The sequence below is a fragment of the Geodermatophilaceae bacterium NBWT11 genome (genome assembly GCA_014218215.1).
Lineage (GTDB): Bacteria > Actinomycetota > Actinomycetes > Mycobacteriales > Geodermatophilaceae > Klenkia.
Genome location: CP043652.1, coordinates 3,671,225 through 3,686,376 on the forward strand (window position 1 = coordinate 3,671,225; position 15,152 = coordinate 3,686,376).

Annotated in this window: 16 protein-coding genes; 12 read left to right on the forward strand and 4 right to left on the reverse strand. The window is 74.3% G+C overall.

The genetic code is table 11. The features are described from left to right. Positions 1–24: 24 nt before the first annotated feature. From F1C76_17855 to F1C76_17870, 4 genes are read left to right on the forward strand one after another with little or no spacing between them, the layout of a single operon-like run. Positions 25–210, forward strand: a complete 186-nt coding sequence (locus F1C76_17855) for a hypothetical protein (GenBank protein QNG38183.1) — start codon at positions 25–27, stop codon at positions 208–210. Positions 211–252: 42 nt separating this feature from the next. Continuing rightward, positions 253–465, forward strand: coding sequence for a hypothetical protein (locus F1C76_17860; GenBank protein ID QNG38184.1), 213 nt, complete (start codon positions 253–255; stop codon positions 463–465). Then, the gene (locus tag F1C76_17865) at positions 462–875 is read left to right on the forward strand and encodes an acyl-CoA thioesterase (protein ID QNG39349.1); all 414 of its coding nucleotides are present in this window, start codon (positions 462–464) and stop codon (positions 873–875) included. The genes F1C76_17860 and F1C76_17865 overlap by 4 nt, the downstream gene beginning before the upstream one ends. Positions 876–885: 10 nt before the next feature. Continuing rightward, positions 886–1,317, forward strand: coding sequence for a cation transport regulator ChaB (locus tag F1C76_17870; protein QNG38185.1), 432 nt, complete (start codon positions 886–888; stop codon positions 1,315–1,317). Between the two features lie 115 nt (positions 1,318–1,432). Here F1C76_17870 and F1C76_17875 read toward each other — a convergent pair whose 3' ends face one another. Together F1C76_17875 and F1C76_17880 are read right to left on the reverse strand one after the other, a co-directional pair. After that, positions 1,433–2,755, reverse strand: a complete 1,323-nt coding sequence (locus F1C76_17875; protein QNG38186.1) for an aminopeptidase P family protein — start codon at positions 2,753–2,755, stop codon at positions 1,433–1,435. 24 nt (positions 2,756–2,779) lie between these two features. Further along, positions 2,780–3,817, reverse strand: coding sequence for a GGDEF domain-containing protein (locus F1C76_17880; GenBank protein QNG39350.1), 1,038 nt, complete (start codon positions 3,815–3,817; stop codon positions 2,780–2,782). A gap of 286 nt (positions 3,818–4,103) precedes the next feature. Between F1C76_17880 and F1C76_17885 the strand changes: the two genes are divergently transcribed. Both F1C76_17885 and npdG read left to right on the forward strand, forming a co-directional pair. Next, complete coding sequence (locus F1C76_17885) at positions 4,104–4,295, forward strand: hypothetical protein (protein QNG38187.1); 192 nt, start codon at positions 4,104–4,106, stop codon at positions 4,293–4,295. Between the two features lie 86 nt (positions 4,296–4,381). Beyond that, on the forward strand, positions 4,382–5,092 hold the full coding sequence (gene npdG / locus F1C76_17890) for an NADPH-dependent F420 reductase (protein ID QNG38188.1): 711 nt from the start codon (positions 4,382–4,384) through the stop codon (positions 5,090–5,092). A gap of 13 nt (positions 5,093–5,105) precedes the next feature. Here the strand turns inward: npdG and panB are convergent, their stop codons facing one another. Continuing rightward, the gene (panB, locus tag F1C76_17895) at positions 5,106–5,954 is read right to left on the reverse strand and encodes a 3-methyl-2-oxobutanoate hydroxymethyltransferase (GenBank protein QNG38189.1); all 849 of its coding nucleotides are present in this window, start codon (positions 5,952–5,954) and stop codon (positions 5,106–5,108) included. A gap of 166 nt (positions 5,955–6,120) precedes the next feature. On the opposite strand from panB, the gene F1C76_17900 reads away from it, so the two are divergent. The 6 genes from F1C76_17900 (at position 6,121) to F1C76_17925 (ending at position 14,051) form a co-directional block, all read left to right on the forward strand. Beyond that, positions 6,121–7,338, forward strand: a complete 1,218-nt coding sequence (locus tag F1C76_17900; protein QNG38190.1) for a L,D-transpeptidase family protein — start codon at positions 6,121–6,123, stop codon at positions 7,336–7,338. Between the two features lie 50 nt (positions 7,339–7,388). Continuing rightward, positions 7,389–8,729: a type I glutamate--ammonia ligase gene (glnA, locus tag F1C76_17905; protein QNG38191.1), complete on the forward strand. Its 1,341-nt coding sequence runs from the start codon at positions 7,389–7,391 to the stop codon at positions 8,727–8,729. A 9-nt stretch (positions 8,730–8,738) separates the two neighbouring features. Next, positions 8,739–9,473 carry a type 1 glutamine amidotransferase gene (locus F1C76_17910; protein QNG38192.1) on the forward strand — a complete coding sequence of 245 codons (735 nt, stop codon included), beginning with the start codon at positions 8,739–8,741 and terminating at the stop codon, positions 9,471–9,473. 5 nt (positions 9,474–9,478) lie between these two features. Further along, the gene (locus F1C76_17915; protein ID QNG38193.1) at positions 9,479–12,583 is read left to right on the forward strand and encodes a bifunctional [glutamine synthetase] adenylyltransferase/[glutamine synthetase]-adenylyl-L-tyrosine phosphorylase; all 3,105 of its coding nucleotides are present in this window, start codon (positions 9,479–9,481) and stop codon (positions 12,581–12,583) included. A 68-nt stretch (positions 12,584–12,651) separates the two neighbouring features. Further along, positions 12,652–13,758, forward strand: a complete 1,107-nt coding sequence (locus tag F1C76_17920; GenBank protein ID QNG38194.1) for an LLM class flavin-dependent oxidoreductase — start codon at positions 12,652–12,654, stop codon at positions 13,756–13,758. 35 nt (positions 13,759–13,793) lie between these two features. Next, positions 13,794–14,051: a CDGSH iron-sulfur domain-containing protein gene (locus F1C76_17925; GenBank protein QNG38195.1), complete on the forward strand. Its 258-nt coding sequence runs from the start codon at positions 13,794–13,796 to the stop codon at positions 14,049–14,051. A gap of 54 nt (positions 14,052–14,105) precedes the next feature. Here F1C76_17925 and F1C76_17930 read toward each other — a convergent pair whose 3' ends face one another. Then, complete coding sequence (locus tag F1C76_17930) at positions 14,106–15,128, reverse strand: iron-containing redox enzyme family protein (protein ID QNG38196.1); 1,023 nt, start codon at positions 15,126–15,128, stop codon at positions 14,106–14,108. Positions 15,129–15,152: the final 24 nt, after the last annotated feature.

Sequence of the window (15,152 nt, forward strand, 5' to 3'; positions counted from 1 at the left end):
CAGGCCGACGAGTTCGGCATCTCGATGGCCGACGTGCTGCGCGTGCAGGCCGACGAGATGCGGGTCAAGCGGCGGCAGCGGGCCGAGGAGAAGGCGATGAAGATCCCGGTCAAGGTGCTGTTCCCGCTGATGCTGTGCATCCTGCCGGCGCTGATGATCGTGCTCGTCGGGCCGGCTGCCCTGGGTCTGGCCGCCAGCTTCGGGGGGTGAGGCCGCAGAGCCCAGGACGCCGGTGGCACCTAGGTTGCTGGCATGACCTCTTCCCAGGACCCCACCCCCGAGGCGCGCGCCAACGTCACCGAGCACAACGTCGAGACCCGGGCCGACCTGCTCCCCGAGGAGCGGGCCGCCGGCAGCGCGGACCCCGAGGCGCAGGCCGCGGCGATCCTGGCCGAGTCCGAGGAGCGCACGCTGCACCCGGACGCCGACGAGGGCGGGCACCGGACGTCGGAGGAGACGGTCTGACCGTGCGGCACCAGCACGCCGTCCAGCTGCGGTGGTCCGACCCCGACGTCTACGGCCACGTCAACCACGCCCGGGCACTGAGCCTGGTCGAGGACGCCCGGTTGACCATGGCCTCGGAGACCGCCGCGGGCGGCGACGGGTCGGCGCACCCGCCGGTCATCCTCGCCCGGCTCGAGGTCGACTACCTGCGCCAGCTGTACTACCGCCCCCACGAGCAGGTGACCATCGAGAGCTGGGTGACCCGGCTGGGCACAAGTTCGGTCACCACCCGCCAGGAGCTGCGCCAGGACGGGCACGTCGCGCTGTCCGTCGTCGCCGTCCTGGTGATGACCAACGGGGCGTCGTCCCGGCCGCTCACCGACAGCGAACGGGCCTTCTGGACGACGTTCCTCGAGGAGCCTGCCGGGTAGGAGCGCCCGCATGGCGAAGACCGACGACCAGGGCAGGCCCATCGAGGACGAGCTGCCCAGCACCCTGCAGCGCTCCGACGACAAGGCCAAGGACACCTACGCCCAGGCGCACGACAGCGCCGAGGAGACCTACGACGGCGACCCCGCGGCCGCCAACCGGGTGGCGTGGGCGGCGGTGAAGCACACCCACGAGAAGGTCGGCGACCACTGGGAGCCCAAGGACGAGGCCGGCCCGTCGGACGAGCAGTCGGCCCGCGGGAACCGGGACACCGACCTGGGCACCGCCGGCGGTGTGGACGCGAACGCCACCAAGGAGCACCTCTACGAGGTCGCCCAGCGCCTGGACGTCGAGGGCCGCTCGTCGATGACCAAGGACGAGCTGGTGGAGGCGATCGAGAAGGCCAACGACGCGGCGACGGCTGAAGCGCGCGAGCAGGGGTGACCGCCCGCCCCGGCCCTGCTCGAGAGTGCAGTTCCGGCTGCCGACACGCAGCGGCGCGACGGTCGGGGCGACCGCAACTGCACTCTCGGCGACGGTCGGCGCCGGTCGATGCGCCCTAGATCGTGATCAGGGACGTCTGCCGGGCGTCCAGGTAGGAGACGCCCTCGGCGGTCAGGGCGATGCCCTGTTCCAGGGCCATCCGCACCAGCTGGCCGTCCCACTCGGGCACCGCGACCCGCACGCACAGCTCCAGCGCCCAGGTCGTGGACTCCCGGACGGGGGCCTGCCCGGTCCCGGGCACCCCGCCCTGGGCGTCCCACATGCCGATGGCCGGGCCGGCGCCGTGGCCGTAGAAGCCGACCGGGTGGGAGTAGACGTCGCCGTCCACGCCCTCGGCGGCAGCCGCGGCGCGCGCGGCGGCGAGCACCTCGTCGCCGGTCCGGCCGGGGGTCATCGCCGTCGTCACCAGGTCCTGCATGCGGTTGCCCACGGCCAGGGCGTGCACGAGCCCGGCCGGGGGAGCGGTCTCCCCGGGGCGCAGCACGTAGCCGTTGCGCTGGGTGTCGGTGGTCAGCCCGAGGGTCTTGAGCCCGACGTCGCAGTGCACCAGGTCGCCGGGCTCGACCACCGCGTCGTGCGGCACCCCGCCGACGATCGTGCCGCGCTCGTCGAGCAGCGGGACGCCCGCGCGCTGCAGGCCGACCGTCGGCTGGAACCACGGCTCGACGCCCAGGTCGTGGAACCGCTGCCGGATCCACCACGCCACGTCCAGCGCGGTGGAGTCCCCGACCCGCAGCACCGCGGGGGAGTACGCCTCGGCGATGGTCTCGTGCACCAGCGCGTTCATCGCGTGCAGCGCCGAGATCTCCTCCGGCAGCCGGGTCTCCAACCAGCGGACGGCGAGCTGCTCGGCCGGCACCAGCCGCTGCGCCCACGGGCCCAGCGCCTCGACGAGCAGGCCGTGCTCGGTGTGCGAGAGACCGTCGGCGTGCGCGAACGTGTCCGACACGTCGATCCCGATCGCCCGCGGCCGGGCCTGCTCCACGACCCGGCGGACGGCGGCCCACTGCGACTGCTCGGCCGAGGCGCCCGGCTCGTCGTCGTCGGGGTCCCAGGCGGAGACGAACTGGCCCACCGGGTACCGCGCGACCGCCATCGGGGTCACGCCGTCGTCGCTGCGGTGCAGCAGCAGGATCGTCCGGCGGCGGGCCGACAACCAGGACGCCGGGAGCATCGTGGGCAGCACCGGGTCCTCGTTGTACTCCCGGCCCACGACCACCCACAGGTCGATGCCCGCGTCGTCCATCAGGTCGGGCAGCAGGTCGCGCACCCGCTCGGTCAGCCACCGGTCCCGGACCTCGGCCTGGTCCCGCAGGGGCAGCGGGACGGTGCGGGTGGGATCGATCCCGTGCGGGCGGTGGCGCAGCGCGGTGGTCATGCCCCCATCAGAGCAGAGCCGCGCTCAGGCGGGGCGGTCGAGCCGGACGACCGGGTGCGCCGCCCGCGGCAGCGGCACGAGGGGCGGGGCGAGCTCCACCCGGTCCCGGCCGGCCTGCTTGGCCTCGTACATCGCCGCGTCCGCACGGTCGACCAGGCGCCACACGCCGGCGGCGGGATCGGTGTCGGAGGACGGTCGGTCCAGCGCGATGCCGATCGAGGCCGTCACCCCCGGGTGGTCCACCCAGGCCTGCCGGACGGCGCTGCGCAGCCGCTCGCCCAGCCGGTGCGCCTCGGTGCGGTCCGCGGCCAGGCCGACCACCACGAGCTCCTCGCCGCCGATCCGGGCGAGCACGTCGGTGGGTCGGACGACGGCCCGCAGCGCCTGCGCGACGGCACGGAGCACGGCGTCCCCGGTGGCGTGCCCGTGGGTGTCGTTGAGCTGCTTGAAGTGGTCGAGGTCCAGCACCAGCGCGACGACGTGGTCGCCCCCGCGGTGGGCCTGCCGCCACAGCCGCTCGGACTGCGTGACCAGCGAGCGCCGGTTGGCCAGGCCGGTCAGCGGGTCGGTGGAGGACAGGGCCTCGGTGGCGGCGAGCAGGCCCTGCACCCGGCGGCGCAGCACGAAGACGCCGAACGCGGCCACGTCCAGCATCCCGGCGTTGACCAGCACCTGGACGCCGAGGCCCGGCGCGTCGGTGAAGCTCGGGGCCAGGGCCGACCAGCACGCGAACGGGACGACGGCCATGTGCACCCCGAGCATCCAGGCGTCCAGGAACCAGGCCGCCACGAAGGCGGCGAACAGCATCATCAGCGGGGTGGCGTGCCGCAGCGGGTCCGCCACCGAGGCGGCGACGACGACGTAGACCAGGTCGCCGAGCAGGACCAGGGCGAAGGTCGACCGCACCCCGGCGCGGGGGCGGGCGATGAACCAGAGCCCGAGCACGGCCAGCAGTGCCATCGTCGCGGCGTAGACCCCGCGGGGGGCGCCGTCCCGGAGGACGCCGGCCACGACGAGGTTGACCGAACCCGCCGCAGCACCCAGGAGCATGAACGCGGCCATCCACCGGGCGGCGGTGCGCGGTTCCCGGGCACGGGGCGGCACCGACACCACGGCATCGGTGTAGTGACTCCAGCCCAGGGACACGGGGGCAGTGTCCTGCTTCCAGGCCCGCGCTGCGAGCCCTGTGCACACCTCAGGTGACGCGGTGCTGACCTTCCCCGGCGTGTCGTGCGGCGTGTCGTCGACGACCGCGGCGACCGACGCCGAGGAGGCGGACGGTCACCGGTGGTGTCAGGGTGGGTCCGCGGGCGCCGACGCCCGCCCATCACCGACGAGGAGGCCCACCGTGGCCGAGGGTCCCTGGTACTTCTGCCTCAAGCACCGCACCGTCGAGGACCGGGACGGGTGCGCCGAGCGCCACCGGCTGGGCCCCTTCGACACCCGCGAGGAGGCTCAGGCCGCGCTGCAGACGGTGGCCGAGCGCAACGAGCAGGCCGACGCCGCCGACCGCGCCTGGGAGCGGGACGGCGAGCGCTGACCCGCCCTGCTGGGCAGCCTCCCCGGGGGCATGATCGAACCGAGGTGGCCGCGTCCGGGCGCCCGTGACACGAGGAGACGACCCAGGTGACGGACACAGGACAGACCACCGAGCGAGCCGTCGAGGACCTCGTCATCGGGGTGCTCGGCGGGACCGGGCCGCAGGGCCGGGGCCTGGCGGTCCGCTGGGCGGCCGCGGGTCAGCGGGTGCTGCTCGGGTCCCGGGACGCCGACCGCGCTGCCGAGACCGCCCGCGCCGTCGCCGCACGCGCCGAGGCGGCCGCCGGCGGCGTGGAGGTGTCGGTGCAGGGCGGGTCCAACACCGACGTCGCGGGTGCCGCCGACGTGCTCGTCGTCGCCGTCCCCTTCGCCGGGCACGCCGACACGCTGGCCGAGCTGGCCGCACCACTGGCCGGCAAGGTCGTCGTCGACTGCGTCGTGCCGATGGGCTGGGACGAGCTGGGCGCCTACGTGCTCGACGTGCCCGAGGGCAGCGTCACCCAGCAGGCGGCGGCGCTGCTGCCCGACAGCTCGGTGGTCGGGGCGTTCCACCACCTGTCCGCGGTGAGCCTGGAGGACCTCTCCCACCCGACGCTGGAGGGCGACGTCATGGTGGTGGGTGACGACCGCGCCGCCACCGACCTGGTGCAGGCCCTGGCCGGCCGGCTGCCCGGCATGCGCGGGGTCTACGCCGGCCGGCTGCGCAACGCCCGCCAGGTGGAGGCCCTGACGATCAACCTGGTCTCGGTCAACCGCCGGTACAAGGTCCACGCCGGCATCCGCGTCACCGACGTCTAGGGGGACGTCCGGCCTAGAACGAGTGCTCGGGGCCGGGGAACTCCCCGGACCGCACCTCGGCCGCGTACTCCTGCGCCGCCCGCAGCAGCTCACCGCGCAGGTCGGCGTACTTCTTGACGAACCGCGGGACCCGGCCGCCGTTGAGCCCGGCCATGTCCGGCCAGACCAGCACCTGGGCGTCGCAGTCCGGGCCGGCGCCGATGCCGACGGTGGGGACGGCGAGCTCGGCGGTGACCCGGGCGGCGACGTCGGCGGGCACCATCTCCAGGACGACGGCGAAGGCCCCGGCGTCGGCGACGGCGCGGGCGTCGGCGAGCACCTGCTCGGCGCCGTCCCCGCGACCCTGCACCCGGAAGCCGCCGAGGGCGTGCTCGGACTGCGGGGTGAACCCGACGTGGCCCATGACCGGGATGCCGTTCTCGGCGAGCAGCCGCACCTGCGGGGCGACCCGGGCGCCGCCCTCGAGCTTGACCGCCTGCGCCCCGCCCTCCTTCATCATCCGCACGGCGGTCTGGAACGCCTGGGTGGGCGAGGCCTCGTAGCTGCCGAAGGGCAGGTCGGCCACGATCAGCGCCCGGGAGGTCGAGCGGGTGACGGCCTTGGTGAACAGCAGCAGGTCGTCCACGGTGACCGGGACGGTCGAGCTGTGCCCCAGCACGACGTTCCCGGCGGAGTCCCCGACGAGCAGCACCGGGATGCCGGCCTCCTCGAACACCCGGGCGGCGTAGGTGTCGTAGGCGGTGAGCATCGCCCACTTCTCGCCGGCGGCCTTGGCGGCCTGCAGGTGGTGGATCCGCACGCGGGCGGTGGAGGTGCCGCCGTAGAGGACGGACTCGGGCTCGGGGGAGGACGTCGTCGTCACGCCGTCATCCTGCACCCGGAGGTGACGGGACAGACCTGCCAGTGGATCGGCGGATCTCTCGTCGGTTCTCGACTCCAGTCGTCCGGGACCCTTGCGTTTCGCATGTCAGACTCTGGGTGAACCGGGGTGTCGCCCGGCCCGACCGACAGACGCACGAGGTCACGCCATGCCCGGTGTTCGCCCGCTCCGCACCCCGCTCCTCGTCCTCACGGTGCTCTCGGCCGTGCTGCTGTCCGGCTGCCAGTCCGGCACGGAGACCGACGCCGCGGCACCGACCACGACCACGGCGGCCGCACCCAGCACCGCCGAGGTGCCCACGGCCGTGGTGAGCGTCGACCCCCCGCTGGGCTCGACCGAGGTCGACCCGGTCACCCCGCTGCGGGTCAACGCCGGCCACGGGACGCTCACCTCGGTGACGGTCACCGCAGCCGACGGCACCCCGCTGGCCGGGGCCCTCGATCCGACCGGGGTGACCTGGACCGCCGCGGCCGACCTCGCCTACGCCACCGAGTACTCCGTCTCGGCCACCACCACCGACGCGGCGGGCCGCACCGGCACCACCAGCGGCACGGTCGGCACCGTCAGCCCGCGCACCCTGACCATGCCGACGGTGTTCCCGAACGCCGACACCGGCGTCGTCGGCGTGGGCCAGCCGATCGCGATCACCTTCGACGAGGACGTCACCGACCGGGCCGCGGTCGAGCGCCGGCTCTCGGTGGTCACCACCCCGGCGGTCGCCGGCTCGTGGTCGTGGCTGTCCGACCGCAGCGTGCACTACCGGCCGGCCGAGTTCTGGCCCGCGTACACACACGTCGCCGTGGACGTCGACACCTACGGCCTGGACGTCGGTGACGGCGTGCACGGCGAGGCCAGCAAGCACGTCGAGTTCGACATCGGGCCCAAGCGGGTCGGGGTCGTCGACGCCGACGAGCTGGTGCTGCGGCTGTACGTCGACGACGCGCTGGTGCGCGAGATGCCCACCTCGCTGGGCAAGGACTCCAGCCCCACGCCGAGCGGCACCTACGTCGTCATGCAGCAGTCCCGCGAGTACACGATGGACTCCTCCACCTACGGCGTCCCGATCGACCAGCCCGGCGGGTACCGCACCCCGGTCCAGTACGCCTCGCGGCTGAGCAACTCGGGCATCTTCGTGCACGGTGCGCCGTGGTCGGTGGGCGACCAGGGCCGCCGCAACGTCAGCCACGGCTGCCTGAACGTCTCGGTGGCCAACGCCGGCTGGTTCTACGAGAACTTCGGCCGTGGGGACGTCGTCCAGGTGAGCAACGCCGGCGGGCAGCTCGACGCGACCGACGGGTTCGGCGACTGGAACGTCTCCTGGGAGGAGTGGGTGGCCGGCTCCGCCTTGCCCCCGCCCGCCGCCTGACCCACCCCCGCGTAACGACCCGGACACGCTCGGAGGCGAGGATGACCGGCATGGACCGACAGCAGGAGTTCGTCCTGCGCACCCTGGAGGAACGCGACATCCGCTTCGTGCGGCTGTGGTTCACCGACGTCTCGGGCTACCTCAAGGCCGTGGCGGTCGCGCCGGCCGAGATCGAGGCCGCGTTCGCGGAGGGCATCGGGTTCGACGGCTCGGCGATCGAGGGCTTCGCCCGGGTCTACGAGTCCGACATGCTCGCCAAGCCCGACCCGGGCACCTTCCAGGTGATGCCCAGCGCCAAGGGCGGGGTCAGCGAGACCGCCCGGATGTTCTGCGACATCACGCTGCCCGACGGCTCGCCCGCCTGGGCCGACCCGCGGCACGTGCTGCGCCGCGCCCTGGGCAAGGCCGCGGACATGGGGTTCACCTTCTACACCCACCCCGAGATCGAGTTCTTCCTGCTCAAGGACCTCCCGGACGACGGCACGCCGCCCACCCCGGCCGACACCGGCGGCTACTTCGACCTGTCGACGCACAACGTGGCCCACGACTTCCGCCGCGAGGCGGTCTTCGCGCTGGAGGCGATGGGCATCTCGGTGGAGTTCAGCCACCACGAGGTCGCCCCCGGCCAGCAGGAGATCGACCTGCGCTACGCCGACGCCCTGTCGATGGCCGACAACATCATGACGCTGCGGCACGTGGTCCGGGAGGTCGCGCTGGCCCAGGGCGTGCACGCGACCTTCATGCCCAAGCCGTTCACCGACCTGGCCGGCTCGGCGATGCACACCCACCTCTCGCTGTTCGAGGGCGACCGCAACGCCTTCCACGACGCCAACGACCCGATGCGGCTGTCGACCACCGGCAAGCAGTTCATCGCCGGGCTGCTCCGGCACGCCCGCGAGGTCACCGCGGTCACCAACCAGACGGTGAACTCCTACCGGCGGTTGCTGGCCGGCACCGAGGCCCCGACGGCGGCGACCTGGGGCAAGGCCAACCGCTCGGCCCTGGTCCGGCTGCCCTCCTACAAGCCGTCCAAGGCCAACTCGGCCCGGGTCGAGGTGCGCTCCCCGGACAGTGCCTGCAACCCGTACCTGACCTTCGCGGTGCTCCTGGCCGCCGGGCTCAAGGGCATCGAGGAGGGCTACGAGCTGCCGCCCGAGGCCGAGGACGACGTCTGGTCGCTCACCGACACCGAGCGGCGCGCCGCCGGGTACGAGGACCTGCCGGTCAGCCTGGGCGAGGCGCTCACCGCGATGGAGAGCAGCGAGCTGGTCGCCGAGACCCTCGGCGAGCACGTCTTCGAGTTCTTCCTGCGCAACAAGTGGGAGGAGTTCAACTCCTACCGGCAGAACGTCACCCCCTTCGAGCTCAGGCGCTACCTCCCCGGGCTCTAACCTGTCGGGGTGACCCGCCTGCTCGTCGTCGTCCCGTCCGACACCGACCCGCCGGGGCGGTTGGGGCAGTGGCTCACCGATGCCGGGCTGGAGCTCGACGCCCGGCACCTGGACCGCGGCGACGAGCTCCCGGTCGACCTGTCCGGGCACGACGGGCTGCTGGTGCTGGGCGGCCCGCAGTCCTCGCTGGACGATGCGGCCACCAGCCCCGAGCTGGTCGGCGTCCGCACGCTTCTCGCCCAGGCGCTGGCCGACGACGTCCCCACGCTCGCGGTGTGCCTGGGCGCGCAACTGCTCGCCCAGGTCGGCGGCGGCAGCACCCGGGTCGGGGCCGAGGGGCCCGAGGTGGGCGCCACGCTGGTGGCCAAGCGGGATGCCGCCGACGTCGACCCGGTGTTCACCGGCCTGCCGCTGAGCCCCGACGTGCTCGAGTGGCACCACGACGAGATCGACCGGCTGCCGGCCGGGGCCACCCTGCTGGCCAGCAACCCGGCCTACGAGAACCAGGCCTTCCGGGTCGGCCGGCACGTCTACGGCCTGCAGTTCCACATCGAGACGACGCCGGAGATGGTGCGCACCTGGGCCACCGGCGACCCGGTGGGCGTCGCCTCCACCGGCCGGGACGTCGAGACGGTGTGCCTGGCCGCGACCGACGTGCACCCCGACCTCGAGGAGGTCTGGGCCCCGTTCGCCGGCCGGTTCGCCGCCCTCGTCGAGTCCCGCGCCAGCACCTCCGCGGGCTGAGCGCGGTGACCGAGCCGACCGAGATCCCGCGTCGGGCCGTCGTCCGGTTGGTCCGGTTCGGCTTCGAGGACGGCGCGCGCGCCGCCCGACTGCTGTCCCACCCCGACCTCGGCCTCTGGGACCTCGAGCGCAACGAGCCCGCCGACCCCGAGGCCGCGCCGGTGGTGTCCGCGCTGGCCCGGGCCGGCGACCCCGACCTGGCCCTGCTCTCGCTCTCCCGGTTGGTGGAGGCCCTCGACCGGGAGGACCCCTCCGGCGAGCTGGCCGCCCAGCTGCTCGCCCGGCTGCGCGGATCGGCGCTGCTGCGCGGCCGGCTGCTCGCCGTCCTCGGCGCCAGCGCGGGGCTCGACGACCACCTGGCCGGGTTCCCCGAGGACTGGGTCGTGCTGGACACCGAGCCGGGGCTGGCCCGCCCGACCCCCTACGCCCTGGAACAGCAGATGCTGCTGGCCGTCGGGGCCGATCCCGACGACCCGCCGTGGGGCGTCGGGCTGGGCACCCCGGCGCCCGACGCCGACGTCTCGCGGGTCCGCGACCTGCGCCGCGCCTACCACCGGGCGGTGCTCTCGATCGCCGGCCGCGACCTCGGTGACGGCGTCAGCGCCGAGGAGGTGGCCGGCGAGCTGGCCGACCTCGCCGCGGCCGTGCTCACCGCAGGCCTCGCCCTGGCGCTGGCCGACCAGACCGCCGCGGCCACCCCCTGCCGGATCTCGGTGATCGCGCTGGGCAAGGCCGGGGGCCGGGAGCTCAACTACGTCAGCGACGTCGACGTCGTCTTCGTGGCCGAGCCGTACCCGGCAACGGGGGAGGAGCCCGACGAGGCCGGCGCGATCGCCACCGCCACCCGGGTCTGCAGCACGCTCATGCGGGTCTGCCACGAGGCGGCCTGGGAGGTCGACGCGGCGCTGCGCCCGGAGGGCAAGGCCGGGCAGCTGGTGCGCACCCTGGCCCACCACGTCGCCTACTACGAGCAGTGGGCCAGCACCTGGGAGTTCCAGGCGCTGCTGAAGATGCGTCCGGTCGCCGGGGACCCCTCCCTGGGCCGGGAGTACGTCGACGCGCTGTGGCCGCTGGTCTGGACCGCGGGCGACCGGCCCGGCTTCGTCGCCGACGTGCAGGCCATGCGCCGCCGGGTCGAGTCGCTCATCCCGCCCGCCCAGGCCGGCCGGGAGCTGAAGCTGGGCCGCGGCGGGTTACGCGACGTGGAGTTCAGCGTCCAGCTGCTGCAGATGGTGCACGGCCGGGTGGACGTCGCACTGCGCACCGGCGGCACCATCCCGGGGCTGCTCGCGCTGTCGGCCGGGGGCTACGTCGGCCGCGACGACACCGCCACGCTGGTGGCCTCCTACCGGTTCCTGCGCACCGTGGAGCACCGGCTGCAGCTGCTGAAGCTCCGGCGCACCCACCTGCTGCCCACCGACCAGGTCCAGCTGCGCTGGCTGGCCCGCTCGATGGGCTACAAGCCCGACCACCGCGGGGACGCCGTCGCGGTGCTGCGCGCCGAGCTCGCCCTGCACACCCGCGAGGTGCGCCGGATCCACGAGAAGCTCTTCTACCGCCCGCTGCTGTCGGCGGTGGCCCGGGTGCCCGGGGAGCAGCTGGCGCTGGGTCCGCAGGCCGCCGGCGCCTGGCTCCGCGCGCTGGGGTTCGCCGACCCCGAGGGCGCACTGCGGCACCTGGCCGCGCTCACCGGCGGGGTGTCCCGCTCGGCGTCGATGCAGCGCTACCTGCTGCCGGTGCTGCTGCAGACCCTGGCCTCCTGCGCCGACCCCGACGCGGGGCTGCTGGCCTACCGGCAGGTGTCGGAGTCCCTGGGCGGGAACCAGTGGTACCTGCGGCTGCTGCGCGACGAGGGGCAGGTCGCCGAGCGGCTGGCCCAGCTGCTGGGCTCCAGCCGCTACGTCTCCGGGCTGCTCACCCGCACCCCCGAGGCGCTGCGGCTGCTGGCCCGGGACGAGGAGCTGGTCCCGCGCAGCGCCGATGCGCTGGCCTCGGCCTGGCGCCAGTCGGTGGCCCGCGCCGGCACCGCCGCCGAGGGCGTGCGGGTGCTGCGCGCGCTGCGGCGCACCGAGCTGCTGCGGATCGCCTGCGCCGACCTGCTGGGCATGCTCGACGTCGTCGCCGTGGGGGTGGCGCTGCGCGACGTCGCCGTGGCCACGCTGCGCGCCGGGCTCGACGCCGCCGTCCGCAGCTGGGCGGCCGACGCCAAGGTGGCCGTCGCCGACGTGCCGGTCGACATGGCCGTCATCGCCATGGGCCGGCTCGGGGGAGCCGAGATGAGCTACGGCTCGGACGCCGACGTGCTCTACGTGCACCGGGTGCGCCCGGGCGCCGAGGACGCCAAGGCCGCCGCGGCCGCCAACGCCATCGCGCACGCCCTGCGCCGGCTGCTCGGCGAGCCGGCCCCCGACCCCGCCTTCGACGTGGACGCGAACCTGCGACCGGAGGGCCGGCAGGGCCCGATGTCGCGCAGCCTGACCTCCTTCGGCGAGTACTACGACCGGTGGGTGTCGGTGTGGGAGGTGCAGGCCCTGCTGCGCGCGGAACCGGTCGCCGGTGACGAGGAGCTGGGCCGGCAGTTCTGCGACCTGGTCGACCCGCTCCGCTGGCCGGTCGACGGGCTCACCGACGCCCAGGTCGCCGAGATCCGCCGGATCAAGGCCCGGGTCGAGAGCGAGCGGCTGCCCCGCGGCGCCGACCCGGCCACGCACACCAAGCTCGGTCGGGGCGGGCTGGCCGACGTCGAGTGGACCGTGCAGCTGCTCCAGCTCCAGCACGCCGGCACCCACCCCGCGTTGCGCACCACCCCGACCACCGACGCGCTGACGGCGCTCGGGGCGGAGGGGCTGCTGGCCGCGGAGGACGTCGACGCCCTGCGGGAGGCCTGGGAGCGGGCCAGCCGGGCCCGCAACGCGGTGTTCCTGGTCCGCGGCCGGCCGGGCGACCAGCTGCCCCGGCCCGGCCTGGAGCTCTCCGGGGTGGCCCGGGCCAGCGGGTACGGCGCCGACGTCGACCCCGGGGAGTTCGTCGACGACTACCGGCGGGCCACCCGGCACGCCCGGTCGGTGGTCGAGCGGGTCTTCTACGGCATGGAGCCCGACGCGTCCTGACCCGGGAACAGGACACCCGGGCCGTGCGCTGGCCGAGGGGACGACGTCGCCAGCCACCGGGAGTCACCATGCCGATCGAGTTCCTCGGGATCGCCGCCACCAACGACGCGTCGGAGACCACCCCGCGCTCGGGGGCGTCCTTCGACCGGGAGTACACGATCCGGCTCGGCCGGGCACACGAGGACTTCGGCTGGGACCGGGTGCTGTTCGCCTACGGCTCGGGCGCCCCGGAGCCCTCGGCGGCGGCGGCCTGGCTGCTGGCGCACACCGAGACGCTGCAGGTGCTCCTGGCCCACCGGCCCAACGTCAGCTACCCGACCTTCGCCGCGAAGACCTTCGCCACGCTGGACCAGATCGGGCAGGGCCGGTTGACCGTGCACGTCATCACCGGCGGCACCGACCACGAGCAGCAGCGCGAGGGCGACTTCCTCACCAAGGACCAGCGGTACTCCCGCACCCGGGAGTTCATGCAGATCGTGAAGAAGGCGTGGACGTCGCACGAGCCCTTCGACTGGGACGGCGAGCACTACCGCTTCGCCGACTTCGTCTCCGACACCTTCCCGGTGCAGCAGCCCCGACCGGACCTGTCCTTCGGCGGCTCCTCGGAGGCCGCCTACGCCGTCGGTGGTGCCGAGGCCGACGTCTTCGCGCTCTGGGGCGAGCCCCTGGAGGAGACCGCGAAGCAGATCGAGCGGGTGCACGCCGCCGCCCGTGCCGCCGGGCGCACCGAGATGCCCCGCATCCAGGTCGCCTTCCGCCCGATCATCGCCCCCACCGAGGAGCTGGCCTGGGAGAAGGCACACCGCACGGTCGCGCGGATCGAGTCGATGCGCTCGGGCACCGGGCGGGCGCCGCTGTCGATCAGCCGGCCCCCGGCCGACGGCCCGGAGAACACCGGCTCGCAGCGCCTGCTGGAGATCGCCGCCCGCGGAGAGCGCTTCGACCGGGCACTGTGGACGCCCACCGCCGCCGCCAGCGGGGGAGCGGGCAACTCCAACGCCCTCGTCGGCACCCCGGAGACCGTGGCCGCCGCGCTGCTGGACTACGTCGACCTGGGCGTCGACATCATCTCGATGCGCGGTTACGACCTGCTCGGCGATGCGATCGACGTGGGCCGGTACGTGATCCCGCTGGTGCGGGAGGAAGTCGGCAAGCGGGACGCCGCCGCTGCCTGAGGTTCGGCCTGGGTGCGGCCGGGCACCGTCCTGTCGTGCCCGAGGACCGCGAACGCGCCACCATCACCCCCTACCGGGACGGCCCGCTGATCGTGCGGGGCGACTTCCGGCTGGTCGACACCGACGGCAACGAGATCGACCCGGGCCGGGACACCGTCGCGCTGTGCCGCTGCGGCAAGTCCGGCCTCAAGCCGTTCTGCGACGGCAGCCACAAGAAGGCCGGCTTCCACGCGCCGTCCGCCCCGCGCAGCGAGCGCCCCACCACCCGGCTCGAGGCGCTCGACACCGAGTGAGACACGACGGAGCCCCTCCCCGCCGCAGCGGGGAGGGGCTCTGTCGTGCGTGCGTCAGACGTGGACGGCGACCCGGGCGCGCAGCGCGCTGCGCCCGGCTGTCCACTCCTGCAGCGCCAGCGCGCCCGCGCGGGCCTCGAGCTCCAGGGCCACGGCGGCACCGAAGAGCAGGTCGGCCCGCAGCGACTCGTCGTCGGCGACCAGCGAGCCGCACATGTCCACCGAGGCGACCTGCTCGTGCACCGCGTCGGCCTCCACGTGCTCGTCGTAGAAGAGCGTCGCGTCCTCGCCCTTGCCCAGCCGGCGCAGCCCAGAGGCGTAGCGGCGGCTGGGCACCGTGGAGGTCATCTCCAGCGCCGCCAGGTGACCGACGGTGGCTGCGCGGTGCCGGCGGTGCAGCCCGAAGAAGCTCATCGCGTTCAGCGTGGCCAGCTGCTCGGCCGGGGCGACGTCGACGTGCGCGCCGTGCGTGGCGTCCAGCCCGAAGGCGCCCATGACCCGGGCGAAGAGCGCCGAGTGCATCCGGACGGCGGAACCGCCGCCGTACTCGTCGGCCTGGATCTCCACCACCGCGGCCTTGGCCCGGCCGTCCAGGCGGGGGATCACCCAGGTGTGCGGGTCGGCCTCCTTGAGGTGGTAGACCGAGCGCAGGGTGAGGAACTCGGCCCACTGCGTCTCGTCGGCCCGCTTGGCCATGTGCTCGGACATCGACGGGCCGTCGTCGGCGGCGACCATCGCGGCCAGCTGACGGTCCACGGAGTCCGCGGGGTCGACGAAGGAGCGCACCCACGGGTCGGCCGCAGTGTGCAGGCCGGCCTCGAAGGCGTCCTCGAGCACCGCGCGCAGGCCCAGCAGCGTCGGGTCCCACTCGAACCGGTCGTCGACCTCGGGGAAGCCCCGGTAGTGCAGCTCGTAGCAGACGTAGAGCGCGATCTGCAGGTCGTCGTCGGACAGCGGCACGGGGGTGGCGGCGGCCTGGTCGGCCAGGGCGAGGGTGGCCGGGGAGATCGTGGCCCCGGTCGTCAGGTCGGAGAAGAGAGCGTCGGACAGCGGCCCGCGGGGCGTCGGCAACGGCATCATCGGTCCATGCCCACCCCCCGG